Here is a 24873-nt window from a genome sequence, read left to right as displayed (position 1 = left end):
TCCGGGCCGCGACTCTCAGTCCATCTCGACGACGTTCCCGCACTCGGGGCACTCGAGGTGCTGGCCGTCGCTCGTCATCACGAACTGGAGCGAGTCGGCGTCCCCGCACTCGCGGCACTCCATGGGGACGCGAACGTCCGTGCTGCCTTTCGGAGCGCCGAGCGCGAGCACGACGGCGTCGTCGTCGCTCTGGTTCTCGCTCGTCTGGTACTCGCCCGGTGCGAACCGGATGGCTTCGTCCGGACCGACCGCGTGTTCGCCGTCGGGCGTCTGGAACGTCACCGTGCCGTCGACGACGTAGAAAACCTCTTCCTGGTCCATGTGCGCGTGCATCCCGCCGGAGAGCGATTGCTCGGGTTCGAGTCGATAGTAGTTGATCGCGAGGTCGGTCGCGTTCAGTGCGTCGGTGAGTGCGCGCCGGTCGACGTCCTCGCCGGCGAAGAACCGCGGTTCGACGTCCTCGATGTCGACGTGCTCCATGGCGTCGGCTACTGGACTCTCCCGTGAATCGTTTCCGGTCCACTGCACTGCCTTCCGGTTCCGGGCGACCGCATCGCCTTCCGGTTCCGGAGCGTCGTCGCGACCGCTGGTTCCGCGCTTCGTCACTCGCGCGGTGGCTCCACGGTGGCGAAGGCCAGGTCGTGGTCGTCGAGGAGGCGTCTCGCACGCGGCGTGAGTCCGGGCGCGACGAGGATGCCGCGGGGCGTGGCGTCGCCGTGAAGGTCGGCCGCGAGCGCGTCCACGTAGCGAGCGAGCTGGGAGACGGCGGCCGGTCCCGCTCGGTCGCGTTTGAGTTCGAGCACCACCGGTTGTCCGTCGGCGGCTTCGGCGTACACGTCGACGGGACCGGCGGGCGTGTCGCGTTCCGTCGCGAGCGGCCGGAGTCCGGGTTCGACGCGTTCCGGGTGCTCGAGGACGTGGTCCTTGAGGTCGGCTTCGGTCCCGCTCGGCGCGTCGGTCGCGTGCTCGTCGACGTGGAACGCGGTCGCGAGGTCGACCGAGTCGAACGTCGCGGCGAACTGTTCGGCGCCCGCGGTCGGGCCGGCGGTGAGGACGAGCGCGTTCGCGTCGCCGTCGACGGCCACGTCGATGCGGTCGCCGTCGGGTTGCGGGTGAAGTGGCCGATGACCACTGGGACCGTGCACGAGGACGGTTCCGTCGGGCTTGCAGGTGGCGTGTCGCCGCGCCCGCGGATGCTCGCGGCTGGTCCGGGTGGTCGACGCGACGGTGCACGCGCCGACGAGCGTGACGTACCGTCCCGCTTCGAGGGCGTCCTCGAGGAACGCCTTCGCTCTCGACGCGCTGGGATTCCGGAGCGTCCGGACGGCCTCGTCTGACACGGCCGATGGTTGTCGGGGGCGATGGTTAAGCCTCTCGCGTCCGCGGCGGTATCCGCTCCACGCGTCGCCCGTCCACGTCCGCGACGAGCGCGTCGTAGAGACGCCGATGCGTTCGCTCTCGCTCGACGTCGTCGACGGTCGCGTCCGCGCTCGGGCGGCCGGTCGCGGTCGCGCCACGCCGCCACGCTCGCAGCTCCCGGGCGTCGACGCTCGGGTCGCGTTCCCGTCGGAGCGACACCAGCGCACCGCCGTACGCGGCCGTCGGCGCGTCGCTCCAGAACGCGAGCGGTTCGAACGCGCGAACGCAGTACGCGTCGCTGACGACGAACACCGCCTCGTGCGCGATGGGGTCGACGTACTCGCCGGCAAGCGCGCCGAGGTCGTCCGCCACGCCGAGCGGCCCTGGTCTGACCCGGGACGGCCCGTCGTCGCCGCGGACGCCGCCGAGCGGCGTCGATTCGGTGATCGCTTCCAGCAACCGGTAGCCGCACGCCCCCCACTGCGAATACCTGACGGTGAAGCCGCCGGTCGGTCGTTCGTACGCGACGAGCGCTCGATGCCCCACTATCGGTCCCTCCGAGCGTGCATGGCGGCCCTGGCCGCGTCCTCGTACTTGAACGCGCGCCCGGACGGTCGGTCGGGTCGGCGTCGGGAGTCCACGCGAGGTCCCGCCGTCGCGTCCCCATCGTTCAGTCGACGCGAGGCTGTAACGTATTTGTGTGTCCGCTGCCTGGGTGGCATCGAACGGGTATGTCCAGCGAGATGACCGTGGACGACGGGGTGGCGTCGAGGGAGTCCGCGAAGGGGACTGACGCCGAGGAACCGACGGACGGAACGACCGACGAAGCGACTACGGGCGGCCGTGGGGGCGTCGAGCGCGCCGAGCCGACGCGACGCGCGGTGCTCGCGGCGACGTCGGGCGCGGTCGGCGCGCTCGGTCTCGGGAGTGCGACTGCGACCGCACGTGCGGGGGCGGTGAGCGTGCAGCGGTCTTCGACGGACGAGGGTGTGGAAACGCCGACGGAATGGCTGATGAACGGGTTCGACCTCCGGAACACGCGGTTCCCGCGGAACACGACCGCGCCGACGGGGACCATCGAGGAACTCTGGTCGTTCGACGTCAGCGTCGACCACGTGAACGGTGGAACGTACAAGAACGGGCGCGTCGAGTACGCGCCACCGATCATCGCCGACGGGAAGGTCCTCGTCGGTGACGGGTCGCTGCGGTCGGACCGGAACTACCTGCACGCTATCGACAAGGACTCCGGCGAGCACGTCTGGCGGAAGCCGATGCCGGAGATGAACACCGCGCCGGCCGTCGGCGAGGGGCGCGTGTTCGCAGCGGGGAACGCGTCGTTCGTCGTCGGCATCGACCTGGAGACGGGGAAGGAACAGTGGAAGTGGGGGACTGGCGACATCGTTCGGTCCTCGCCGAAGTACCACGACGGGAGCGTGTACGTCGGGTGCGACGACGATACGTTCTACGCGCTCGACCCCGAGGAGGGGTTCAGTCAGTGGGAGTTCGACGTGAGCGACGACGCGAGCGGGCTTCGGATGTACGGCAGTCCGGCGGTACGCGACGGCGTCGTGTACGTGAGTACGTGGGGGCCGGAGGGAGAGCCGTCGTTCGTCTACGGGTTGGACGCGGACGACGGCGACGAGGTGTGGAAGCAATCGCTCGGGTTCGGCATCGGTGGCGCGGCGCCACCGGCGGTCGGCGAGGAGTACCTGTTCGTCCCGAACGCGGCGCGCGGCCGGATGGAGGCGTACGACATGGATAGCGGCCGGAACCTCGTCTGGCGGAAACAGGACTTCGAGTTCGCGCCCTGGAACGGGCCGGCGGTCGCCGACTGTCGGGTGTTCGTCGGCTCTCAGGGCGGGCACGTGACGGCGATGGACGTGGAGACCGGCGAGTGGGCGTGGCGGTCGGATACGCGCGCGCCGGTCGAGATGCCCGTGATGGTGGCGAACGGGACGGTGTACGCGGTCGACGAGCAGGGATGGCTGTACGGGTTCGCGGTGCAGGGCGGCGGGAAGCGCTTCGAGTACGAGATCGGAGGGCGGGCGTCGACGACGCCGCGTGCGGTCGACGGCGACCTGTTCGTGACGTCGAACAAGGACGTGCAGCGGTTGACGGGCGACACCGAGTCGTTCTCGATCGGGCCGGTGTGCGAGGCGAAGGAGGCGACGACGACGCCGACGACGACCACGGAGACGGCGGAACCGACGGAGGCGTCGACGGTGGCGCCGACGGCGACGGCCACCGAGGACGAGTCGGACGCGGGCGAGACGACGACGTCCGGGAGCGGTGGGTCGCCCGGGTTCGGGCTCGCTGCCGGGGCGAGCGCGCTCGCCGCGGCCGCTGGCGTCGCCCTGCGGCGTGCGCGACGCGAGGACGATACCGAGTGACGCGTCGTCGACGGCGGGACTGAATCGGAGTGGTGCGTCGACGACCCCGGTTCGACTGGGACTGCTTGGTCGTCGACCGAAAGCCAGGCCTTGAAGAGCGATTGGGGCGAACCGGGAGCTATGGCCGTATTCACGGACCCGCCGGCGTGGCGACCGACGAGCGAGGACCCGGTCGACGACCAGTTCGGGCACCTCGTCGAGGGGACGACGCTCGACGACGCGGACGCGTTCGACGCGGTACTCGTCGGCGTACCGTACGACGGTGCCGTCATCTCGCGACAGGGCGCGAGCGAGGGGCCGAGCGCGATCCGTGGGTCGCTCGCGAGCACGAAGACGCATCACTTCGACGCGGGCCCCGTCGATTCCGTCGGCGACCTCGGGGACGTCGGCGTCCCGCAGGGCCCGACGGCGATGGTACAGTCCGCGATCGCGGACACGACCCGCGACGTGCACGACGTCGACGCGACGCCCGTGTTCCTCGGCGGCGACAATTCGACGACGTACGCGAACGCCAGCCCCTTGCTCGACGCGGACGTCGGCGCGGACTCGGACTCGCTCGGCGTCGTCAGCTTCGACGCGCACCTGGACTGTCGACAGGTCCGCGGTGACCCGACGAGCGGGTCGCCGTACCGCCAGCTGCACGACGACGGTCTGGACGCGCTCGCGGTCGTCGGCGCCCGACACTTCGAGACGTCGACTGGCTACCACGACTTCGTTCGCGACAACGACTACGAGATCGTGACCGCCGAGGAGGTCGGCGACGACGACGTCGACGCCATCGACCGGGCGCTCGACGCACTGGGGGACGTCGACCAGGTGTACGTCAGCGTCGATATCGACGTCCTCGACGCGACCTATCAGGGGTCGAGCGCGCCGACGCCGGGCGGTATCACGGCGCGGGAGCTGTTCCGGATGGTGCGGCTCGCCGCGAGCGACGACCGCGTCGCCGGGTTCGAGGTCGTCGAGACCGCGCCGCCGCTCGAGGAGTCAGGGCGAACGGTCGACGCGGCCGCGCGGACGGTCGCGCACTTCCTCGCCGGACACGGTATCTGACCCGGCCGCGAGAGGAACGCGAGCGCCGAACCGGTCGCAATCCGAAGCTGAGTACTCGACCCGGTCGTGTCGAGCCTGGGTAACGTTCAAGTATCTGATGAGCGTGGCTCGGGCATGGACGTCATCGAACGTTTCAACGACCGGTACCCGTTCGGCCAGCACCTCGGCATCGAGATCACCGACGCCGAGGACGGCGTGGCGCGCGGAAAGATCGAGCTCGACGACCATCACTCGCTCTCCGAGTCGACGCGGCTTGCCCACGGCGCCGTCCCGTTCGCGCTCGCCGACTCGCTCTCGGCCGCCGCGCTGGCGAGCGTCGAAGGGAATCCCGGCCCGACGCTGGACGTCCGCATCGACTACCTGCGGCCCGCAACCGGGGACGTCCACGGGGAAGCCGTCGTCGACCGGTACGGGAGCGAGACCGGCGTCGTCGAAGCGGAACTCCACGACGACGACGGGAACACCATCGCGAAGACCCGCGGCGTCTACAAGACCAACATGGTGGACGGGAAGAACCCGTTCGTGGACTCGGACTGAATCGGTCCGTCCTGCACGGGCGGCCCCGGCTTGTCCTCCGGCGGCGGACGCCGTCAGTCCTCCGCGGGCGGCGGTGACGTGTCGCTCTCGAGCGTCGCTCGAACGTCGGCCGCGACTCGCTCGGCACCGACCGCCTCGGCGAGGTCCAGCGCGGTTCGGGTGTGCTCGATAGCGCTCGACTCGTTGCCGGCGCGCCTCGCGAACGCCGCCACTCGCTGATGGATGACCGCCCGCACGTACGGGTCGACGACTTCGTCGACGAGCGATTCCGCGGCGGCGAAGCACTCCCGCGTTCGCTCGCTGTCGCCTCGTCGCTCGCTGATGCGGCCGCGGACGCACGACAGCAGCGCGTTCGGCGCGACGCTCCCTTCCACGTCCAGCAACTCCTCGGCCGTCGACGCGTGCTCGGCGGCCGCCTCGAGCGCGCCCGCCGCGAGTTCCACGCGAGCGAGATTGATGCGTGCCTTCAGCCGCCAGGGGTCGTCCCCGAGGTCGCGGAACGTCTCCAGGGCGGCCGCGAGCTCCTCGCGAGCCGTCTCGTGGTTATCGCGCGCCAACGCGAGCTGCCCGAAGCGCGTGCGTACCGTCGCTTCGATGCGCTCGATACCGGCAGCCCGCGCCTGCTCGAGCGCCCTGTCGGCGTGGGACTCGGCCGAACCGAGGTCGCCGCGGCGCCGCGCGACCTCCGCGAGCGTCTCGTTCCTGATGGCGTCGAACTTCGGTTCGCCGACGGACTCGTTTCGACCGGCCGCCCTGTCGAAGTACGTTTCGGCCTCGTCGAGCCGTCCCAGCTGCATGGCGACGTTCCCCATGTTGCTCAGGGCTTGCACGCGCCACTTGTCGCTCCCCGTGGTCTCGGCCGCGGTCAGCGACCGCCGGTGGTACGTCATCGCGTCCTCGTGCCGTCCGCGTCGCTCCGCGATGCGACCGAGCGTCCCGTAACAGCTGGTGAGCCCGTAGTTCGACCCGTCCTCGTGCCGGATGTCGAGCGCTCGTCGCGCGTACGTCTCAGCCGAATCGTAGTCGCCCGTGGAGAACTCGTCGACCGCGATGGACTCAAGGCACCTGGCCTTCCGTCTCAGGTCCCCGAGGTCGTCGAACATCGACGCCCCGGTCTTCCCGTGTTCCGACGCACGGTCGTAGTTCCCTCGCCGGAACGCTATCTGGCTGAGCCCCAGGTGACAGCGAGCGATGCCGTGCTCGTGGTCGTTCTCGCGGTGGATTTCGAGCGCGCGTTCGACGTGGTCCTCGTAGGCGTCGAGGTCGCCCTCTCGCCCCAGGACCGACCCGAGGACGAGCAGGCTGTTCGCTCGCTGCCGGTCGAACCGCGACGACTCGTCGTGCGCGTCGATGGCGTCGAGGACGGAGCGGAACGCTGCAGCGGCAGCGTCGAGGTGGCCCGCGTCAGAGAGCCGTTCGGCGCGCCGGTGCCCACACTCGAAGACGGTGGACTCGGAGCACGCGTCGCGAAGGTCGAACGTCGGGTTCTCGAACGTCCCGTAGTACGGCGCCAACTCTAGCGAGCCCGCGGTCGCCGCGAACAGCTGGTCCGCGAGGTCGTCCGCCCACGCCGTCGGGTTCGACGCGATACGCTGGAGGACCGGCGAGTTCAGCGTACGGACGTCGAGCGCCGCCCGGGCGTCCGCGTCCGTCAGGTCGAGGACGTTCCCGAGCGCGTCCCCGAGTCGCTCGGGTGCGTCCACGAGGACCTCGAGTGCCTCCGTCAGGAACACGTGCGCCCACTGGTTGTGCGGCGTTCTGAGGCCGCTCGCGTCGTCGACGACGAGCTGTCGCTCGGTCAGTGCGGACAGCACGGCGTCCGTCGTGACGTCCGCGTCGACGGTCTGGGCCTGGACGAACTCCTCGTGGACCGGGAGCTCCGCGACCGTCAGGAACTGCGTCAGGAGCGCCGTCGCTATCGTGACGTCCGAGGCGTCCCGCTGGAGTGGCCTGATGCGCTGCTGGACGTCCTCGACGAGCGGGGTCGGCGTGACGTCGTCGGCCGCCGAGAGCGGGTCGGCGCGGAGACAGATGTGGTGTGCGAGCAGGAACATCCCGCCGGACACGGACGTCGCGTCGTCGACGCCGTCGAGGAGTTCCTCGCCGGTCACGTCGAGCGTCGTCTCGGTCGCGGCCTCGTACCGTTCGAGGAGTCTCGTACACTCGGCGGCGTCCGGCGGTGACACTCTCGTGACGGCGACCCCGTCGTTCTTGTACTCGCGGACGGTCGCGTCGACGGGGAGGAGTCGCGTCTCGCTCCAGTCCGAGTCGCGGGCGTCGAGGAGGAACTGGACGTCGTCGGTGGACGCGTACTCGGCGGCGACCTCGAGGACCGCGTTCGCCTCCGGGCGGACCGCGTCCTCGACGACGACGAGGACGTCTTCGGTTCGTTCGCGCACGAATCCCCTGAGGCTCGCCACCGACTCGACGGGCTGTCGGTGCCCGGACGCCCGGTAGAGGACGGTTCCGCGTCCGCTGTCCTCCCACTCGCAGGCGACGGCCTTGCAGACCGTGCTCTTCCCGGCACCCGGCTGCCCGACGACCGCGACGTCCTCGCCCGCGTCCAGGCGGTCGAGGAGCGACTCGGTGAGCGACTCCGACGCGGACTCGTCGGGCACGCGCCGCTCGATGGCGAGTCCGTCCCTGACGTCCGCGAGCGTCAATCCCGTTCGGAGCGCGGTCGCCAGGTCTCGCGACCGATGGGTCTCGAAGTACGACTCCGAGAGCGACACGAACCCTTCCGCTTCGAGTACCCGGGGGAGTGACGTGGAACGACAGCCGTGCCGTCTCGACGCCGCGTCACTCGTCGACGTCGACTCGAACGTCTCGCCGACGGCTTCCGCGGTCTCCCGGCCCGACTCGACGAGTGCGTTCGCCCACTCCATCGCCGCCGTCGAGTCGTTCCGGACCAGTCCGAACCCGCCAGCGTCCTCGTCGTACAGCAACACGTGTACGGCCTCGACACCGTCGCCCCTGGCCAGAACCAGCGTGAACGACGGCGCGTCACCCGCGAGCACGTCGACGCCCTGTTCGGCGAGCCAGGAGAGCGACCGGTGCTCGCGGCGAACCGACTCGTAGAGCGACTCGTCGAGGACGACGGTCGCGTCCGGCGCGGCGACGAGCGCGTTCTGCCAGTGGTCGAGCGCCGGGAGCGCACGTTCGCTCGAGACGACGACCTGGACGGCGTCGGCATCGTCGATGGAGTCGCGGACGCGTTCGAAGTTCGCGTACGTCCCGGCGTCGTCGGCCGAGGACAGGTCTGCGGCTTCGAGGAGTTCGGGCCCGACGGCCGCGTCGTGGTCGAGACCGGCGAGCAGCGACCTCGCGTCGAGCACGTCGGTCCCCGTGGCGACGAACTCGTGGTACGTCTCGACGGCGAGCGTCGCCGCGAGCGTCGGTTCGTGGCCGGCGGCCGCGTCCCTGACGAGGCCGGCGTCCTCCAGTTCGCCGACTGCACGGTTCACGGTGGCTCGCGAGTAATCCAGCTCCGCGGTCAGCTCGCGTTTCTCGAGCGGTTGGTCGGCGAGTGCGCTGATGAAGTCCGCGCGTTTGACGACGAGCGAGAGGGAGTCGGGGCCGAGCATCTGATGACGACTCTTGATACAGTCCTCAAGAGGCAGTTACACTAATGTCTTTAGGCGGATCCCCTCCCCGTCCAGGACCTGCCAGCGTGCGTACCTTCTCGACCGGTGAGAAGCCGCGTCAGGCAGTGAGTAAATCCGTCCGCATCGGCTCCGTTCGGGTGGGACGGAAGTTGCCCGCTTCCGAACCCAAGAGTGACTCCGGACGACTCCGAGAGTGGTCCCGGAGAATCCAAGAGGGAGTGCTTGAGCGGCCCACTGGGGGTTGAAATGGTTGATAGAACCAGTGGGCCGCTCGACTCGACCGCCGTCTGTCGCGGTGCCACCGACTCGCATCGGAGACCCGGGGGGGCTTCGACGTACACCGCCTCGACGAACCGTCCGTCTCGTGCACCCGTCTATCAGTCGTCAGCAACTGGCGAATCCGGCCTGTACTCCTGACTGATGGCCTTCCACTTCCCGGAGCGGTACCGCCAGAAGTTGATGACGGCCGGCACGAGTGCTTCGCCGAGGAACGACAGGTAGAGGCCGGCGATACCGACCGCGGGGACGACCGCGCCGACGTACGCGAGCGGGATGGCGAACCCGACCATGCCGACGGCCTGACTGTAGAACGTGACGTTCGTGTCGCCCGACGCGTCGAGCGGCCCCGCGGCCGTGCCCTTGACGCTCTGGGCGAGCACGGCGACGCACGCCGCGTACGTCAGTCCGACAGCGGTCGGGACCGTGTTCGGGTCCGCGTCCGCGCCGACGAACAGTTCGACGATGGGTTGGGCGAACGCGGCGACGACCACCGCGAACACGGCGTACGTCGCGAGCGAGAACACGAGGATGTCGTTCGCGTACGCTTCCGCGTCCGCCTCGTCGCCCTCGCCGAGCTCCTGGCCGACGAGGCTGGACGCGGCGAGCGCGAACCCCCACCCGGGCGTGTTCATGAGGCCCATGATGCGGCGGACGATGACGTACGCGGCGACGACGCTCGGCCCGAACAGCGCGACGATGGCGAGCATCGGGAACTTCGCTATCGTCCACACCGAGTTCCGACCGACGACGGGTAACCCGATCTCGAAGACGTCCGTGATGGTGTCCCAGTGGAGGTAGGTTCCGAACGGGTCGACCGTGACGGGGAGGTCGCCGACGCCGGGGATGCGGCCCGCGAGGAGTGCGACGACGAACGTCGCGGTGACGAGGACGTTCGCGAGAACCGTCCCGAGCGCGGCGCCCGTGACGCCCATGTCGAGGACGAAGATGAAGACGGCGTTCGCGAGGATGTTCACGATGGCGCCGCCGCCGCGGACGAGCATCGGCGTCCACGCGTCGTCCGCCCCGATGAAGACGCGACTTCCGACGAGGTTCAGGCCGGCGAACGGGACGCCGAACGCGACGACGCGGAGGTAGTCGGCGCCGGCGCGCGTGGTCGCCTCGTCGTTCGCGATGAGCGCGACGAGGTCGTGGGGGATGGACGCGAACACGGCGGCGACGGGGAGGGTGAGCGCGAGAACGATGACGGCGCTCGACCGTATCGCTTGCCCGATCTCGTCGTGCGCGTTCGCGCCGAATCCCTGAGAGACGAGTGCGATGGTGCCGGCGGCGAACCCGCCGCCGAGCGAGAACGCGATCCCCCAGAACGGCCCGGCGAACCCGACGCCCGCGATGGCGACCTCGCCGACCGCGATGCCGACCATCGCCACGTCGACGGCGTTCTTCGACATCCGCGCCAGGCCGGTGACGATGCGCGGCCAGGAGAGGTCCGTCGTCCGCACCACGTGCTCGCGGCGCACCAACCCCAGGCGGGCGAGGAGGATGCCGACGGCGAGCAGCAGCAAGCGGACTGGATTCTGGTACCGGACCACTACGAGAGAGTATTTCGATTCGAAAACATAGGGGTTTCCTTCGCGGAACGCCGCGAGAAGGGCTCGTTCGGGGTGTGCTCGCACGGTCCGCGGTCGCGTGCGGTCATCGCTTGAGGACGTTTCCAAGCGGCGCGGAGACCGTGCTCTGGACGACGAAGGCGACGGCGACCAGAGCCATGAGCATCAGGGAGATGCCGGCGCCGGGAGCCAACCGCGGTTGACTGGTCACGAGGAGGTAGCCAGCGGTGAAGAAGAGTGCGCCGATGGCGACCCCGGCGAGGACGCCGTTCAGGATGGCGGCCAGCCACCCGTCGCTCGCGAAGCCGACGACGACGCCGACGGGCACGCCGACGACGAGTACTGTGGTCGGATACGTCGCCAACGCCACGCCGGCGAGGACGGGGAAGGCGAGAACGCCGACGCCGACGGGTCGGAGCACTGGCACGTCCACGACGTCGGTTCCGTCGATGAAAAACGTTCGCACGCGTGTCGGTCCACCCTCGAGCTCGGCGGTGAGACCGCTCTGAGGACGGTGAGGGGGCGACCGAGGAGGGACTCACAGTAACGTTGATATGACCAGTTACCGTCTCGAGGTCATGACACGAACCCTGCTCTTGCTCTGTGTGGTCGCGATGGTCGCGCTCGCGGGCTGCAGCGGCGGCGCCGGCGACGCCGACGCCACGACCAGCGACCCGTCGGGAGACGACGCACCGGCCGGTGACGGCAGCGGGGGCGGCGATACTGGCGACGCCTCGTCGGACGGCGACGGCGGCGGTGCTGGCGACGACGACGGAAGCGAGGCGGTCGCTGACCGCCCCGAGATAGCGATGCTCGAGTTCGACCGGAGCGAACGCTACGAGTACCGGACGTACGCGTACGGCGAGAACGCGACCACCGTCGTCGACGTGGTCGTCGACGGCGACGACGCCGAGTTGACCATCTCGCACACGTCCGACGCTCGCGACACGACGAACACGTTCGCGGCGTCGGCGAACGACCCCGAGAGCGTCGTCGACGTGCTGTCCGAGAACATGAACGAGGGCGGCGTCGTCTTCGTCGCCCAATCACAGGACGCATCCGGGATTTTCGTCCAGAACGACGTTCCCTTCGAGGTCGGCGCCGAGTTCGAGAACGCGGTCGGGAACATCACCGTCACCGGCCGCGACACCATCGGTGGCGTCGAGTGCCTGACCTACGAGTTCTACTTCGGCGACGAGCTCGCGGAGACCGGTTGCCTGTCGCCCGAACTCGAGATCCCCGTGCAGTGGGCGAAGACCGACGGAGATGGCGGCGTGCGGATGTCGATAGAACTCGTCTCCTACGAGACGGGTGATGCGCGGTTCGTCGGGCACTCAATCTCGACGGGTGGCGTCTGACCCGACGGCGAGCTGGAGGTCTTCCCTCGCAGACCGACCACCAGTACATCCTTTAAGTCATTCTGGTCGCAATGGGTCGTGGTGAGGAGGTTGACGCCGTCTTTCGGCGTCGCGCGAGGTCCTTTCTGCCGTCTGTCGTCCCACGGTTTAAGTACCGGCGGGGTCGTAGCGTCTGCGTATGACCGAGCGGTCTGCCGCGTCCGTCGACGACCCGAGGGACGTGGACGACGGGTTCGAGCGCCGAGACGTGAGTGCGGGCCCGGGAGACGGGTCGCTGTCGCGCGTGGACGCCGTGAAGGACGAGCGGTTCCGGCGGTGGGACGTGGCGACGCCCGCGGCGACCATCATCGGCCGCCCGGACTCCCCCCACGGCGACGTCAGCGAGAACCTCCGGCGCCTCCACGACGAACAGCACCCGGCGATGGCCGGTCACAGCGCACGCATGCATCGCCTCGAGAAAGCCCGTATCACGCACGCGTACTGCTCGGCGCTCGACGTGACGCCGTGGGAGCGCGACCGCGCGATGGGGATCATGGTGGACCTCGACCTCACCGTGTTCGGGAGTCAGCGCGCCATCGAGAAGGTCGCGCTCGTCGTCCTGAAGTACGTCGTGGACGACGAACGCGAGAAGCAACTCGGCCTCCAGGACCAGGAGTTCGTCGCCAGCCTGAACCCCGACGAGATGGCGTCGCTGTACGACCGCTACGACTCGCTGTCCGACGAGTCGGACTTCCGCGACCTCCTCGACGGTCTCGACCTCGACGTGACGAAACTCAACCGGATGGAGCGCACGCTCCGCGAGCAACTCGTCGAACAGGACCTCGAGGGCGCCGTCCTCGGTCGGTCGCCGTACCGAGACCCCGCCATGCCCGCGTTCGGTTCGGAGAAACAACCGCCAGCCGAGACGTCGACGAACGACCCCGACCCCGGAGAGTACTGACAGTAGTCCGAGGGGCGGCCCTCGATACTCGCGACTACGGGTTCGTTCGCCGATGAGTGACCTCGACCGCGTTCGGTCACCTCGCTTCGTTGGAGGCCTTCGGCGTTCCGCCGACGCGTCAGTCGCCGCGGTCGACGCTCTCGTTCACGTCGCTCTACCGTACCGACGATGCGTCGTCCACGAGTGGCACGAACCGGGTGCCGACCGCGACGCTCGCAACGGCGAGCGCGATCCCGACGACGACGTCGGTGAACCAGTGGATGCCGAGGTACATCGTTGCCAGCGCGATCGACGCCGCGAACGCGGTCGCGATCGGTGTCCAGGCCGGGTACGACTCGCGGAACCGGTACGCGACGAGAGCGACCGTCGCCGACAGCGACGCGTGGAGGCTCGGGAAGACGTTCGTGTTCCGGTTCACGCGACTCGTCACGAGCTGGACGTCCGGCCACTGCACGTACAGGAGCGACTGCACTTGCTCGGGCATGAAGTTCCGGGGGCCGTACGCGACGAACGCGACGTAGAACACGAGCCCGACGGCGTAGTTCAGCGCGTACGCGACCAGGAGAACCCGCAGCTGTCGCCAGTCCCGATGCAGGCCGTACGCAAGGAGTGGGAACGTCAGCAGGAACGTGTACCCGTACACGTACATGAATCCGAAGTACGTCGTCAACGGTGGTGTCGCGAACGACTGTATCGTCGCGACGAGACCGCCCTCGAGCGCGTAGATGGTGCCCGTGATCTTCGCACCGATCAACCACGACAGTTCCACGCCGACGTCGCGAACGACCTTGTTCAACGCGAGGACGACGACGAGCGCGACAGCGATCCGCCAGGATCGCTCGAGGTTTGAGCGGAGTCGCGGTCGCCACGCTCGGAGGCGGTGACGGCCGACTATCGTCACTGCACCGACGCAGTGCAGCGATAGCACGACGACGCCGATCGACGTGAGGGTCTCGAGGAGCGTCATCAGTCGGTACGCACCATGTGGCCGTCCGCGAACTCGAAGCCGGCCTCCTGGAAGACGCGACGGGCCTTCCGGACGTTCAGTTCTCCGTCCTCGCCCAGGAACGGCGTGACGGGGTGGGTTTCGTCGTACGCGAGGTCGTCGGGGAGCCAGCGCGTGCCCGCGAGCGGACTCGCGACCGGCGTGGCGTACCTCGTGAACGTGTCGTTTGCGATGGACGACTGGTCGACGAGGCGAGCGAGCGTGTTCCGGAATCGCGGATTGGTGAGCGGTTCGCGTTCCGCGTTGTACCCGACGACGTACGGTTGGTCGGACGGAGCGACGAGGAGGTCGAGGTCGTTCGACCGCCCGATACGTGGGACGGTGCTCGCTCCGACGGGCGTCCCGGTCACGTCGGCCTCGTCGTCCGCGACCATCTCGACGGCCGTCGAGTCGGACCCGACCGTCTGCACGGAGAGCCGGTCGAACGCAGGGCCGTCCCCGAGATGCCGGCCGACGTTCGGGGCGGTATCGCGTTCCAGGAAGTACTCGTCGAACCGCTCGAGTTCGAGCGACTCGCGTGGCGCGTGCGACGCGTACTCGAACGCGCCGCTCCCGACCGGTGGGACGTTGTCGGTGACGAGCGCCTCGGTTGCGGCCCCGAACTCGATTCCGCTGATCGACGCCTTCCCGGTTCGCTCCACCCAGACGTGCTCGGGGAGCAGCGGCACGGTGAACGCGTGCTTCGCGACGTGCGGCTCGCAGTTCACGAACTGCATCTCGACGGTCTGTTCGTCGAGAACCCTCGCGTCCCGGACGAGGCCGGCACGCCCCTGGAACCGCGGGGCGGGGAGCGTACGAGTGTCGGTGTTCGTCGTGGCCGTGGGCGTCGTCCCGCCACTCGCGTCCGTTCGAACGGTCGTCGTTGTCGTGCCCGTCGACGTCCCGCCACTGGATCCGTCGTCGAGCGTCGTATCGGCGAGGAACCGGAACGTGAACGCGACGTCACCGGCCGTCAACGGCTCGCCGTCGTGCCACGTCAGGTCCTCGCGCAGCGTGACGGTCGCCGTCGGCGCAGGGTCGTTCGTCGTCACGTCCCACGACGCCGCGAGCCACGGCTCGACGGTACCGTCGGCGGTCGCGTACCCGAGCGAGTCGTAGAGGAGGTCCATCACGAACCCGCCGCGCCGGTACTCGACCGCGAGCGGATTCAGGTTCTCCGTCACGCGGTCGTCGGTGACGACGACGCGGAGCGTCTCCGTCTCGTACGACGACGCGCCTGGGGCTGGCTGGAGCGCGAGGAAGCCGGTCGGTGCGTCGAGCGCCCCCGTCGTCCAGCCGTCGAATCGCGACGTCCTGACTGCGCGGACGTCGTCGGGTGCGACCAGCGTCGTGAACGGCTGCGTTCGCGCGATCGAGCGCTGGAGTCGTGCGACCGTCCGCTGTCGCCTCGTGGTGGTCGTCTGTCGCTGGCGGACCAGTCGCTCGTCGACGCCGAGGTTCGCGTACCCGAACGGGTTCTGCCAGCCTGGCGCGTTCGCGTACTGCGAGTGCAGGAGGGCGTAGAGGTCGTCCGGTCGCCGGATACCCGGGGTGAGTCGGCCGACGAACACGTCGAAGTCGTGGTCGAGGAGGAGCTTTCGGTAGAGTTCCTCCTCGGCGAGGGGGACGACCGATGCGTCGATCCCGACCGCGTCGTACCAGGACGCGAGCTGGCGCGCGATGCGGAGGGCGTACGGGTCGCTGTCTGCGGGCGCGGTCTTGATCTCGAGCGATACCCGCGACCGCGACTGCCAGCCGGTGATCGACCTGAGCCGCCGCATGCAGCCGCTCGCGCCCGCCAGACCGACGGTGGCGGTGGCCCCGAGGACCTGGCGTCGGGTCGGTCGGGGAGACTGTAGCGGGTCCATTCACCTGAGTCTAGATGAGTCTGCGTCAAATCACTTGGGTACCTAACCGAACGTAGAGGACGCGTAACGTGTCACGCGATTTATTATCGGTTCCGTCGGATTAGGTGGATGTTTCAAGATGGCGTCCTGAATGCTCTACGTATGGTCACGCGTCGGCAGTCGCTTCGCGGTCTCTTCGCCCTCCTCGTTCTCCTGGCCACCGGGGTCCTCGTCGTCGGCTACGTGGATGCGCAACGAACCAGCGACGCTGTCACTGGCGACCCGGCCGTCGAACAGGCGTTCCGCTCCGGGAACACGTCCCCCGTCGTCGGCGAACGCGACGACGTGACGGTCGTCGGGACCGACTCGAACGCCTTCGTCAGCGACGACAACGACGCCCCGCGCGCGATGGCGGAACTCGCCGCCTTCGCGCCGGACGGCAGCATCTACTACTACGAGAACCGCCACACGCGATACTGGGACGTCGACCCCGTGAAGGGGACGAAAAACACCGTCGAGTTCGTGTATGCTGACCACCTCGATCGGGAGTCCTGCAACGGCGACGGGCCGTGTACGGAGAACGGCGTCGTCCGGGTGAATCTCACGACCGGGAACCGCACCACCGTCTACAGTCGTATCACTCCAGGAAAACATTCGACGCGCTGGCACGACGTCGACCGCATCGACGAGCACCGACTGCTCGTCGCCGACATCTCGCAGGACCGCGTGTACGTCGTGAATACGACCACGGACCTCGTCACGTGGGAGTGGGACGCTCAGTCGGACTTCGACGTCGAATCCGGCGGCCCGTACCCCGAGGACTGGACGCACCTGAACGACGTCGAGTACGTCGAGGTGGACGGCGAGGCGGCCGTCATGGCGGACCTCCGGAACCAGGACCAGGTCGTCTTCATCAGTTTCGAGGACGGTTTGATGGAGGACTGGACGCTCGGGGCGGACGGCAACCACAGCACGCTCTACGAGCAGCACAACCCCGACTTCATCCCCGAGGAGGAGGGCGGCCCAGCGATCCTCGTCGCCGACTCCGAGAACGGTCGCGTCGTCGAGTACCAGCGAGAGGACGGCAAGTGGAAGCGCTCGTGGACGTGGTCGGACGCCCGGATGACGTGGCCGCGGGACGCCGACCGTCTCCCGAACGGGAACACGCTCATCACGGACTCGCACGGTGACCGCGTGTTCGAGGTGAACCCCGAGGGCGAGGTCGTCTGGACGGCCTCCATCGGGTTCCCGTACGAAGCCGAGCGACTCGGGACGGGCGACGAGAGCGCGGGCGGGCCGAGCGCCGCGTCCGCCGACCTCGCGAACCACACCGCAACGGCTGGTGGCGGCAGTGGCGGGGGCTCGTTGCTCCCGCAGAGTCTCCGGAACGCGATCGCGTACGTCTTCCCGCGTTGGGTGGAGACGCCGCACGCTATCGCCGCGGTCCTCGTCGGCCTCGTGGTTCCCGCGTGGGTGGTCCTCGAGTACCACTGGGCGAGCTTCAGTCTCGGCCTCCGGCTGCCCGTCACCTTCCGACGTGATTCATGAGCGTGTCGTCCTGGATCCGGGTGCGGTCGGAGCGCGCCTTCGGTCGACTGGAACGAGTCACCCCGGTCACGTCCCGCGACCGCGGGTGGATCGCGCTCTCGATGCTCCCGGCGCTCGTCGCCGTCAGCATCTACCTGTCGACGAACGCGTACCCCGCGTTCGGCGCGGGACTGTACGTCGAGTTCGCCGAGCAGATCGCGGCGAACGGGTTCGTGCCACCGACGAACGTCGAGCACTACACGAGCGACGGCGTCCCGTTCTCCTATCCGCCCCTCCAGTTCTACGTCGTCGCGGTCCTCCTCGAACTCGGCGCTGAACCGGTGACGATCGCGCGCGTCCTCCCCGGGCTCGCGGTCGTCCTCGCGACGATCCCCGCGTACGTCCTCGGCCGCGACCTCACTGACTCGCGGCCCGCGGGCGCTGCCGTCGCGGTCGCACTCAGCCTGAACCCGCAGGTACTCCAGTGGCACGTCTCCGCTGGCGGCGTGGTCCGCGGGTTTGCGTTCCTGTACGCGCTCGTCGCGATCTCCGCCGCGTACCGCGCGTTCACCACCGAGCGGCTGCGACCGGTCGTGGTCGCGACTGTCGCGTTCGGGTGCACGGTCCTCTCGCACCCGACGTACACCGTGTTCGCCGCGGGCTCGATTCTCATCTGTTACCTCGCCGAGTCCCGGACCGTCGCCGGGTTCGGACGCGGGCTCGTCATCGGGCTCGGCGGGGCCGTCATCGCGTCCCCCTGGATCGCGTGGGCGATCGCGACGTTCGGCGTCGACCAGTTCACGTCCGCCGCGGGCACGCACGGCGGCGTCGGCGGTGGCGCGAACGCCATCATCGGGTACGCGTCGTTGGCCGTACTCGTCCCACTCGCCGCCGGCGCGTACCTCCTGTTCCGTCGTCGAGTCTTCGTCCCGCTCTGGCTCGCGTTCGCCGAACTGGCGTTCAAGCAACCGCGGTTCTCGTACGCAGTCGGTGCGTTCGCGATCGCGGCGACGGTCGTGGACGTCGTCGACCGAACGAACGTCGTCGGGGTCGCGTCGGACGTCGCACGGTCGCTCAGCGTCGACGAGCACGCGACCATCGGTGCGGTCGCCGCTGTCTGCCTCGTCCTGTCGACCGCGGTCGGCGGCGCGTACCTCGCGCACGAGATGACGCTCGAGAGCGACCCGACGACGCCCGAGTTCCTCGACGACGAGTCCGTCGAAGCGATGGAGTGGGCGGAGCGCGAGACCGACGAGGACGCGACGTTCGTCGTCCTCGGTGACGCCGCGGAGTGGTTCCCGCTGCTCGCTGACCGCACGATCGTCGTCGGGCCGTGGGGGGTCGAGTGGCGGAACCCGGACCTCTTCTACGACCACATCCGGGCGTACGAAACGTCTTCGCGCTGTCAGACCGCTCGCTGCGTCGAGGCGGCGTCGACGAACGTCTCTCGCGTCCCGGAGTACGTCGTCGTCCCGAAGGGGTCGTACACCGTGCGCGGCCATCCAGCGAAGCAGTTCGGCGTCCTCGATCGCTCGTTCGAGGCGTCCGCGGACTGGGAGCGTGCGTACGAGAACGACGGCGTCGTCGTCTTCCACGCGGTCGAGACCGACACCGACGTCGCTCTCGACTCGCGTCCGGTCGACCACGTCGGCGCTCGGTGACCGGCGAGCGTGCGCCGTTCCCCGTGACTACACGAACTTGACGAGCGGTGCGACGAGGACGAGGAGGTACGAGATCGCACCGAACGCCTTCAGTCGGCGGTCGTCCTCCGCGATCGCGTACGCGAGCACGCCGAACGACGTGACGAGGACGACGCGGTGGAGTGCGAGCCGTACGGGGACCTGGCGGACGCCGATCGTGCTCATGTCGTGGAGGATAGCGAACCCGAGCGCGGCGGCTGCGAGGAGCGCGGTCCGGGTCGCTGGCCGGTCTCGCGTCAGGAACAGTGCGGCGACCGGCGCGAACACGAGGATCGGGTAGAGGACGCCCGCGATGACCTTCGGTGAGACGCCACCGAGGTGGGACTCCATGAGGAGGCCGGCGCCGCGAACCCCGACGACGGTCGCGACGACTGCGGCCGGCATCGCGACGTCCTCGGGTTCGACGTTTCGTTCGTTCGCGAACGCGGACCCGACGACGACGACGCTCGCGAACTGGACGACCGTCAGCCAGCCGTGACCACCGCCACCGCCCTGGCCGTGGTACTGGCGGTCGATCTCGTCGACGAACGGTTCATCGCGGAGGTCGCGTTCGACGAACCGTCCGGCCTCGGGGACGCCCGTCACCGTGTGTCGGAGGCGGTACCAGTCCCAGTACTCCTCGTGCGCTTGGATGCCCGTCCAGTTCGCGTTCGGGGACTGGTAGGCTCGCACGTGAACGCGACTCCCGAGGTAGCGACCGGTACTGAGCTGGTACGACGAGGCGACCCAGCGACCCGCGTCGCTGCCGGCCGGGCGGACGTACGTGTAGCGCTTCGCGCCGCTGGCGTTCTGCCACGGGGTGCCGCCGTCGCCGACCTCGAGTTCCTTGTCGCGTGGTGCGCGAGTCCAGTTGACGTCGGAGCGGTCGACGAGCGCTCGCCTGACGGTCGCTGGGTCGCCGATGACGACGACGTTGATGGCGAGCGTTCGTCCCTGGGTGCTGGTGTCCTTGCTGGTGTAGGGCCAGAGGTGACTGCCCGTGCCGATGGGGTCGACGAGGCGAGCGTCCGGGGGCTCCTCGGCCGCCGGCGGGGTGGCGCCCGTGAAGCCGCTGGTCGCGACGAGTCCGACGACCACGAACCACGCCAGGACGAGCATGGCAATACGGCGCACACGTCACGACACGGCAACGGGGTACAAGGGATTTGTCCCTCGAAACGATGGACTCGGGCCGGACGTCACGCGCCCGGAGTGTCCAGTTCGACGGATAGATACCAGTTCGACGGACAGATACAGGAACAGACTTATCAGTCAAACGGTGGTTGTCGATCGTATGGTCCGACGCATCCACGTCTTCGCCGCCCTCGCCCTTCAGGCGGTTATGTTCGTCGCCGGCGCCGGCCCCGTCGACGGGTCGCTGCAGTACTGGACGACGTTCCTCGGCACGTATCCCATCCAGATCGCCGCCCCGGCCGCGTGGGAAGCACTCGCCGCCGTCGGCGTCTTCGACCTCCTTCCGGCGGTACTCTGGGTCGGGGCGACGGCGCTCGCCATCGGCGCGATCCACTACGCGCAGGCGGTCGGGATGGTGGTCGCTGGCGAACGACTCGTCGACGTCGTCGCGCGCTAGAGCGGTCCTTGCAGCGTTTTCCGCGACGTCAGTACGTGGTGACCTCGTAGCCGTCGGGTTCGAGGCCGTCCCCAGTCTGCGAGAGCTCCTTGGCGGCCTGGAGGGCGTTCGTGTGCGACCCGTGCACGGAGACGCCGGATTGGAGTCCCGCGCCTGACAGTCGGGTCGCTCACCGGGGTCTTTGGTCGGCCTAGCACCTAGGCCGACCGAAAACGTACCACATAGATGAAAGGTCTTATTGAGGTGCCGCGCCGACATTCGATATGGTCGAGTTCGCCGCACTAGCGTTCGTCTTCGTCGCCGGACTGATCACGGCGATCGCGACCGGCCTCGGCGCGATCCCGTTCTTCCTGTTCGACGACGTCAGCGACCGCTGGAACGTCGCCCTCTGGGGCGTTGCGTCCGGTATCATGCTCTCCGCGTCCCTCTTCGGCCTCGTCAACGAAGGGCTCGCCGCGTCCGCGGGAACCGGCGTCCCGTGGCTCCTCGTCCTCGGCCTCCTCGCGGGCGTCGCGCTCGTCGTCGTCGCGAACCGCGTCCTCGAAGGCGTCCACGTCGGCGGCAGCGAACCCGCACCGGACGGCGGCGAACCCGTCGCCGAGGTCGACCACCACGACGACACCGACGACCATCACCACACCGACCACGACGCGGACGAACACGGCCACGACGGCCACGACCACGATGAACACGGCCACGACGGTCACGACCACGACAGTCACGGCCACGACGGCCACGACCACGGGTTCGACCCGGCCGCGTTCGCGGAGGCCGACCTGAAGAAGCTCGTGCTCATCCTCGGCGTGCTCACCGTGCACTCGTTCCCCGAAGGCGTCGCCATCGGCGTCTCCTTCGCGGAACTCGGCTTCGAGGGCGGCGTCCCGATGTTCGGCCTCGTCGTCCCCGTGCTCGCGATATTCATGACGATCGCGATCAGCATCCACAACATCCCCGAGGGGCTCGCGATCTCCATCCCGCTGCGCGCGATGGACGTCAGCGAGTGGCGGATGGTCGGCGCCGCCATCTTCTCCAGTCTCCCACAACCCATCGGTGCGGTCATCGCGTTCCTGTTCGTTCGCGCCGCCGAGGAGTTCCTCCCGTTCGGGTTCGGGTTCGCCGCCGGCGCGATGGTGTACCTCGTCCTCACCGAGTTCGTCCCCGAGGCGCTCGAGGCAGGCAAAGACCTCGACGGGAAGGGCTACCGCGAACTCGCGGGCGGACTACTCGGTGGGTTCACGGTGATGGTCCCGCTCCTGTACGTCGCCTGAGCGATGGCGACTCGTAGCTCCCGGTGAGAGCAGACGAGAACTCGGCGGGTGGTGGCGCCGCGGTCAGTCGACGTACGTGGCGATCTCCTCGCTCGTCGCGAACACCACGACGACGCGCTCGACGGTGCCGTCGTCGCCGACGAGTGGTTCGGCGTTCAGGACGATCTCCTCGCGCGCGTCCTCGACCTCGATGACGTACCGCTCGCCCCTGAGTTCCTCGCCGGTTTCGAGGACGCGCGCTACGGGGAGGTCCGCCGCGTCCAGGCGCGTTCCGTCCGGCGCGCAGAGCGTCCAGTCGCTCGTATCGTACGCTCGAACGTGCAGCGACGCCGTCGGCATCCGGAGGAGGTCGCGAGCGCGCCGGTTCGCCACCACCACGTCCCCGTCCTGGTCGTGGACGACGATGGCGACGGGCGTCATCTCGACGATGCGGTCGACGAGCGTCCGCTCGCGGTCGAGTTCCTTCTCGGCGTGATACCTGTCGACGGCGTTCAGAACGCGGTTCGCGAGCACCTCGTACTGGCTGGCGTCCGTCGACTTCTGGAGGTACTCCGTGACGCCCTTCGAGATGGCGTCGCTCGCCACCTCCTCGCTCCCCTTCCCCGTGAAGAGCACGAACGGGAGGTCAGGGTGGCGTTCGCGGACGGTCTCCAGGAACTCGAGCCCGGTCATCCCCGGCATGTCGTAGTCGCTGACGACGCAATCGGCGTTCTCGAGCTCGGTGAGCGCCTCGTTCGGGTCCGTGAAACCTGTGGCGGTGACGTCACCGTGACGCTCCAGTTGCGTCGCCGTCAGGTCAGCGAACGCTGGTTCGTCGTCGACGCACACCACCCGGTGGGGTGCCATAGGTACCGTATCGCGTTCCAGCGGCAAGGTGATTGTGCTTTGGTACCAGGCACGTAGTCCGTCCCGTCGGCCCTCACCCGTCGGCCCGCATCAGCGAACTGGGTCGTCGAGCGAGCGGCGGCGGCAAGGCGACAGCGATTCCACGTCCTTGAAGCGACTGCAGGGGTAACGCTCTCCAGGATGGTACTTGGGACGGACAATCGCGTGTTCGCGCTCGCGATGGCGCGACTCGCGGATTCGCTCGGGAACTCCTTCCTCGTCATCGTCCTTCCGCTGTACATCGCGAGCGGCGAGGTGTCGCTCGCGGGCCTGGAAGGGTTCTCGACCGAGTTACTCATCGGCGTCGTACTGTCGTTGTTCGGACTGCTGAACAGTTCGCTCCAGCAGTTCGCGGGTCGAGCCAGCGACCGCTCCGGGAAGCGGAAGGTGTTCATCCTCGGCGGCCTCGTCGTGTTCGGCGTCGCGAGCGCGCTCTACCCGTTCGCGTCCTCGTACTGGGGTATCGTCGGCCTGCGCGCGTTCCAGGGCATCGGCGCGGCGTTGACCGTACCGGTCACGATCGCGCTCGTGAACGAGTACTCGACGGACGCGAGCCAGCGCGGCGGGAACTTCGGCGTGTTCAACACGTTCCGCCTCATCGGGTTCGGGTTCGGGCCCATCATCGCTGGCGTCCTCATCACGGGCGGGTTCGCGTCGAACGAGGTCGTCACGTACCAGATCGCGGGCGCGGCCATCTCGGGGTTCGACGCGGCGTTCATGGTCGCCGTCGCTGGAGCAATCGTCTCGTTCGCGCTCGTGTCGTGGCTCGTCGACGACCCGGAGACCGGTGATGCCGCCGCCACGGACGACCTCTCCGTGGCTATCTTCGGTCGCGACCAGCTGTTCGACCCCGTGTTCGTCGTCGGCGTCGGGACGTTCTTCATGGCGACGGGTATCGCGATCTACGCGACGCTCCAGGAGGTCGTTAATCAGGCGCTCGGCCAGGGACCGTTCCTGTTCAGCGTGCAGTTCGCGGCGGTCGTCATCGCGAACGTCCTCTTCCAGGTCCCCATCGGGCGGGCGAGCGACAGGTACGGGCGGCGGCCGTTCCTCGTCGCCGGGTTCGCGCTCCTCGTCCCGAGCGTGCTCGCGCAGGGGTACGTGCCGGCGGCCCAGAGCGTGCTGCCCGCGACGATTCTCGGCGTGAACGCCGCCGCGCTCCTGATGATACTCCTCCGACTCCTCCAGGGTATCTCGGTCGCGATGGTGTTCGCGCCGGGGCTCGCGCTCGCCGGTGACCTGGCGCGGCGCGGGCAGTCCGGCACGACGCTGTCGGTCCTGACGACCGCGTTCGGGTTCGGTGTCGCGCTCGGGCCGCTCGCGGCCGGGTACCTCATCCGGTTCGGGTTCGCGGTCCCGTTCGCGTTCGTCGCCGTGCTCGCGGCGCTCGCGTTCCTCTTGACGTACTCGCAGGTGTACGAGACGGCGTTCCTCGCCGAGGACGCTGGCCGGCCGTCCGCGGACTGACCGCGGTCAGTCGCGGGACTCGCGGTCAGTCGTCGCGGTGGACGTTCGTCCGACCGGTGGCGATGGCGGCGGCGATGGCGTCGCCCGGACAGACGACCTCGACGTCGGGTATCGCGAACGCGGCTGCGTTCCGTGGGTCCTGCAGCGCCGCGTAGATCCGCTCGAACGCGCCGGTCGTTCGGAGGCGTTGGACGAGCAGGAGCGTTCGGGCGTCCGTCGGGGCGAGGACGACGAGCGGGTCGGTGGGGGCGGCGTGCGCGACGACCTGTGCGACGAGCGCTGCCTCGTCGGGGACGTGCGCGGCGTCGTAGTTGGCGACGTCTGCGACGGCGTCGGGGTCGGTGTCGACGTGGACGACGGTGTGGTGACTGGCGAGGCTGTCGGCGAGTGCGCGACCGCGTCGGCCGCCGCCGACGACGAGGTATCGGTCGTCGACGTTCGGTTCGACCGGTGCTGCGGGTCGGTCGGACTGCCGCGGGTCCGTGCCCGGGAGTTGCGACTCCATACACCACGTAGGAGAACAGAATACATAAAT

General features: G+C 68.8%; 21 protein-coding genes. 10 read left to right on the top strand and 11 right to left on the bottom strand.

The window, feature by feature from the left end; all coding sequences use genetic code 11:
• Positions 1-15: 15 nt before the first annotated feature.
• From ACZ48X_RS00220 to ACZ48X_RS00210, 3 genes are all read right to left on the bottom strand, one after another.
• Entirely contained in the window at positions 16-480 is a 465-nt protein-coding gene (locus tag ACZ48X_RS00220; protein ID WP_336351584.1) for a cupin domain-containing protein, read from the bottom strand.
• A gap of 122 nt (positions 481-602) precedes the next feature.
• Positions 603-1340: an endonuclease NucS gene (gene nucS, locus ACZ48X_RS00215; RefSeq protein WP_336351585.1), complete on the bottom strand. Its 738-nt coding sequence runs from the start codon at positions 1338-1340 to the stop codon at positions 603-605.
• A gap of 25 nt (positions 1341-1365) precedes the next feature.
• A complete protein-coding gene (locus tag ACZ48X_RS00210) occupies positions 1366-1905 on the bottom strand; it encodes a DUF6735 family protein (protein WP_336351586.1) in 540 nt (179 codons plus the stop codon).
• Positions 1906-2102: 197 nt separating this feature from the next.
• Between ACZ48X_RS00210 and ACZ48X_RS00205 the strand changes: the two genes are divergently transcribed.
• From ACZ48X_RS00205 to ACZ48X_RS00195, 3 genes are all read left to right on the top strand, one after another.
• The gene (locus ACZ48X_RS00205) at positions 2103-3749 is read left to right on the top strand and encodes an outer membrane protein assembly factor BamB family protein (RefSeq protein ID WP_336351587.1); all 1647 of its coding nucleotides are present in this window, start codon (positions 2103-2105) and stop codon (positions 3747-3749) included.
• Positions 3750-3869: 120 nt separating this feature from the next.
• Complete coding sequence (gene hutG, locus ACZ48X_RS00200) at positions 3870-4802, top strand: formimidoylglutamase (RefSeq protein WP_336351588.1); 933 nt, start codon at positions 3870-3872, stop codon at positions 4800-4802.
• A 114-nt stretch (positions 4803-4916) separates the two neighbouring features.
• Positions 4917-5339 (top strand): PaaI family thioesterase, encoded by a 423-nt coding sequence (locus ACZ48X_RS00195; RefSeq protein WP_336351589.1) that lies wholly within the window; start codon positions 4917-4919, stop codon positions 5337-5339.
• Positions 5340-5392: 53 nt separating this feature from the next.
• Here the strand turns inward: ACZ48X_RS00195 and ACZ48X_RS00190 are convergent, their stop codons facing one another.
• The 3 genes from ACZ48X_RS00190 to ACZ48X_RS00180 form a co-directional block, all read right to left on the bottom strand.
• On the bottom strand, positions 5393-8923 hold the full coding sequence (locus ACZ48X_RS00190; RefSeq protein WP_336351590.1) for a tetratricopeptide repeat protein: 3531 nt from the start codon (positions 8921-8923) through the stop codon (positions 5393-5395).
• A 398-nt stretch (positions 8924-9321) separates the two neighbouring features.
• Positions 9322-10773 carry an MATE family efflux transporter gene (locus tag ACZ48X_RS00185; protein ID WP_336351591.1) on the bottom strand — a complete coding sequence of 484 codons (1452 nt, stop codon included), beginning with the start codon at positions 10771-10773 and terminating at the stop codon, positions 9322-9324.
• A gap of 103 nt (positions 10774-10876) precedes the next feature.
• Positions 10877-11218, bottom strand: a complete 342-nt coding sequence (locus ACZ48X_RS00180) for a hypothetical protein (RefSeq protein WP_336351592.1) — start codon at positions 11216-11218, stop codon at positions 10877-10879.
• A gap of 151 nt (positions 11219-11369) precedes the next feature.
• On the opposite strand from ACZ48X_RS00180, the gene ACZ48X_RS00175 reads away from it, so the two are divergent.
• Both ACZ48X_RS00175 and ACZ48X_RS00170 read left to right on the top strand, forming a co-directional pair.
• Positions 11370-12149, top strand: coding sequence for a hypothetical protein (locus ACZ48X_RS00175; protein WP_336351593.1), 780 nt, complete (start codon positions 11370-11372; stop codon positions 12147-12149).
• Positions 12150-12327: 178 nt separating this feature from the next.
• Positions 12328-13089, top strand: coding sequence for a DNA-directed RNA polymerase subunit epsilon (locus ACZ48X_RS00170; RefSeq protein WP_336351594.1), 762 nt, complete (start codon positions 12328-12330; stop codon positions 13087-13089).
• Between the two features lie 154 nt (positions 13090-13243).
• Here the strand turns inward: ACZ48X_RS00170 and ACZ48X_RS00165 are convergent, their stop codons facing one another.
• Together ACZ48X_RS00165 and ACZ48X_RS00160 are read right to left on the bottom strand one after the other, a co-directional pair.
• Entirely contained in the window at positions 13244-14056 is an 813-nt protein-coding gene (locus ACZ48X_RS00165; protein ID WP_336351595.1) for a phosphatase PAP2 family protein, read from the bottom strand.
• Positions 14056-15855 (bottom strand): ABC transporter substrate-binding protein, encoded by a 1800-nt coding sequence (locus tag ACZ48X_RS00160; RefSeq protein WP_336351596.1) that lies wholly within the window; start codon positions 15853-15855, stop codon positions 14056-14058. The genes ACZ48X_RS00165 and ACZ48X_RS00160 overlap by 1 nt, the downstream gene beginning before the upstream one ends.
• 228 nt (positions 15856-16083) lie before the next feature.
• On the opposite strand from ACZ48X_RS00160, the gene ACZ48X_RS00155 reads away from it, so the two are divergent.
• Entirely contained in the window at positions 16084-17469 is a 1386-nt protein-coding gene (locus tag ACZ48X_RS00155) for an arylsulfotransferase (asst) (protein WP_336351597.1), read from the top strand.
• Positions 17466-19109 (top strand): ArnT family glycosyltransferase, encoded by a 1644-nt coding sequence (locus ACZ48X_RS00150; RefSeq protein WP_336351598.1) that lies wholly within the window; start codon positions 17466-17468, stop codon positions 19107-19109. The genes ACZ48X_RS00155 and ACZ48X_RS00150 overlap by 4 nt, the downstream gene beginning before the upstream one ends.
• Positions 19110-19136: 27 nt before the next feature.
• Here ACZ48X_RS00150 and ACZ48X_RS00145 read toward each other — a convergent pair whose 3' ends face one another.
• Positions 19137-20261: a hypothetical protein gene (locus ACZ48X_RS00145; protein WP_336351599.1), complete on the bottom strand. Its 1125-nt coding sequence runs from the start codon at positions 20259-20261 to the stop codon at positions 19137-19139.
• Positions 20262-20421: 160 nt separating this feature from the next.
• Here ACZ48X_RS00145 and ACZ48X_RS00140 point away from each other — a divergent pair, with 160 nt between their 5' ends.
• Both ACZ48X_RS00140 and ACZ48X_RS00135 read left to right on the top strand, forming a co-directional pair.
• Complete coding sequence (locus tag ACZ48X_RS00140; RefSeq protein ID WP_336351600.1) at positions 20422-20718, top strand: hypothetical protein; 297 nt, start codon at positions 20422-20424, stop codon at positions 20716-20718.
• A gap of 263 nt (positions 20719-20981) precedes the next feature.
• On the top strand, positions 20982-21986 hold the full coding sequence (locus tag ACZ48X_RS00135; protein ID WP_336351601.1) for a ZIP family metal transporter: 1005 nt from the start codon (positions 20982-20984) through the stop codon (positions 21984-21986).
• Between the two features lie 63 nt (positions 21987-22049).
• On the opposite strand, the gene ACZ48X_RS00130 is transcribed toward ACZ48X_RS00135, so the two are convergent.
• Complete coding sequence (locus ACZ48X_RS00130) at positions 22050-22832, bottom strand: response regulator (protein ID WP_336351602.1); 783 nt, start codon at positions 22830-22832, stop codon at positions 22050-22052.
• A 180-nt stretch (positions 22833-23012) separates the two neighbouring features.
• Here ACZ48X_RS00130 and ACZ48X_RS00125 point away from each other — a divergent pair, with 180 nt between their 5' ends.
• Entirely contained in the window at positions 23013-24338 is a 1326-nt protein-coding gene (locus ACZ48X_RS00125) for an MFS transporter (RefSeq protein ID WP_336351603.1), read from the top strand.
• Between the two features lie 25 nt (positions 24339-24363).
• Here ACZ48X_RS00125 and ACZ48X_RS00120 read toward each other — a convergent pair whose 3' ends face one another.
• A complete protein-coding gene (locus ACZ48X_RS00120; RefSeq protein WP_336351604.1) occupies positions 24364-24843 on the bottom strand; it encodes an NAD-binding protein in 480 nt (159 codons plus the stop codon).
• Between the last annotated feature and the right edge of the window lie 30 nt (positions 24844-24873).

It is taken from the genome of Halorubellus litoreus, from assembly GCF_055378595.1.
This window is presented reverse-complemented; position numbering and strand designations above follow the sequence as displayed.

Excerpts from the sequence above, each read along its gene's own strand:
- ACZ48X_RS00220 (WP_336351584.1), bottom strand. The coding sequence starts at position 480 with ATGGAGCACGTCGACATCGAGGACGTCGAACCGCGGTTCTTCGCCGGC.
- ACZ48X_RS00205 (WP_336351587.1), top strand. The coding sequence starts at position 2,103 with ATGACCGTGGACGACGGGGTGGCGTCGAGGGAGTCCGCGAAGGGGACT.
- hutG (WP_336351588.1), top strand. The coding sequence starts at position 3,870 with ATGGCCGTATTCACGGACCCGCCGGCGTGGCGACCGACGAGCGAGGAC.
- ACZ48X_RS00195 (WP_336351589.1), top strand. The coding sequence starts at position 4,917 with ATGGACGTCATCGAACGTTTCAACGACCGGTACCCGTTCGGCCAGCAC.
- ACZ48X_RS00190 (WP_336351590.1), bottom strand. The coding sequence starts at position 8,923 with ATGCTCGGCCCCGACTCCCTCTCGCTCGTCGTCAAACGCGCGGACTTC.
- ACZ48X_RS00175 (WP_336351593.1), top strand. The coding sequence starts at position 11,370 with ATGACACGAACCCTGCTCTTGCTCTGTGTGGTCGCGATGGTCGCGCTC.
- ACZ48X_RS00170 (WP_336351594.1), top strand. The coding sequence starts at position 12,328 with ATGACCGAGCGGTCTGCCGCGTCCGTCGACGACCCGAGGGACGTGGAC.
- ACZ48X_RS00165 (WP_336351595.1), bottom strand. The coding sequence starts at position 14,056 with ATGACGCTCCTCGAGACCCTCACGTCGATCGGCGTCGTCGTGCTATCG.
- ACZ48X_RS00160 (WP_336351596.1), bottom strand. The coding sequence starts at position 15,855 with ATGCGGCGGCTCAGGTCGATCACCGGCTGGCAGTCGCGGTCGCGGGTA.
- ACZ48X_RS00155 (WP_336351597.1), top strand. The coding sequence starts at position 16,084 with ATGGTCACGCGTCGGCAGTCGCTTCGCGGTCTCTTCGCCCTCCTCGTT.
- ACZ48X_RS00150 (WP_336351598.1), top strand. The coding sequence starts at position 17,466 with ATGAGCGTGTCGTCCTGGATCCGGGTGCGGTCGGAGCGCGCCTTCGGT.
- ACZ48X_RS00140 (WP_336351600.1), top strand. The coding sequence starts at position 20,422 with ATGGTCCGACGCATCCACGTCTTCGCCGCCCTCGCCCTTCAGGCGGTT.
- ACZ48X_RS00135 (WP_336351601.1), top strand. The coding sequence starts at position 20,982 with ATGGTCGAGTTCGCCGCACTAGCGTTCGTCTTCGTCGCCGGACTGATC.
- ACZ48X_RS00130 (WP_336351602.1), bottom strand. The coding sequence starts at position 22,832 with ATGGCACCCCACCGGGTGGTGTGCGTCGACGACGAACCAGCGTTCGCT.
- ACZ48X_RS00125 (WP_336351603.1), top strand. The coding sequence starts at position 23,013 with ATGGTACTTGGGACGGACAATCGCGTGTTCGCGCTCGCGATGGCGCGA.
- ACZ48X_RS00120 (WP_336351604.1), bottom strand. The coding sequence starts at position 24,843 with ATGGAGTCGCAACTCCCGGGCACGGACCCGCGGCAGTCCGACCGACCC.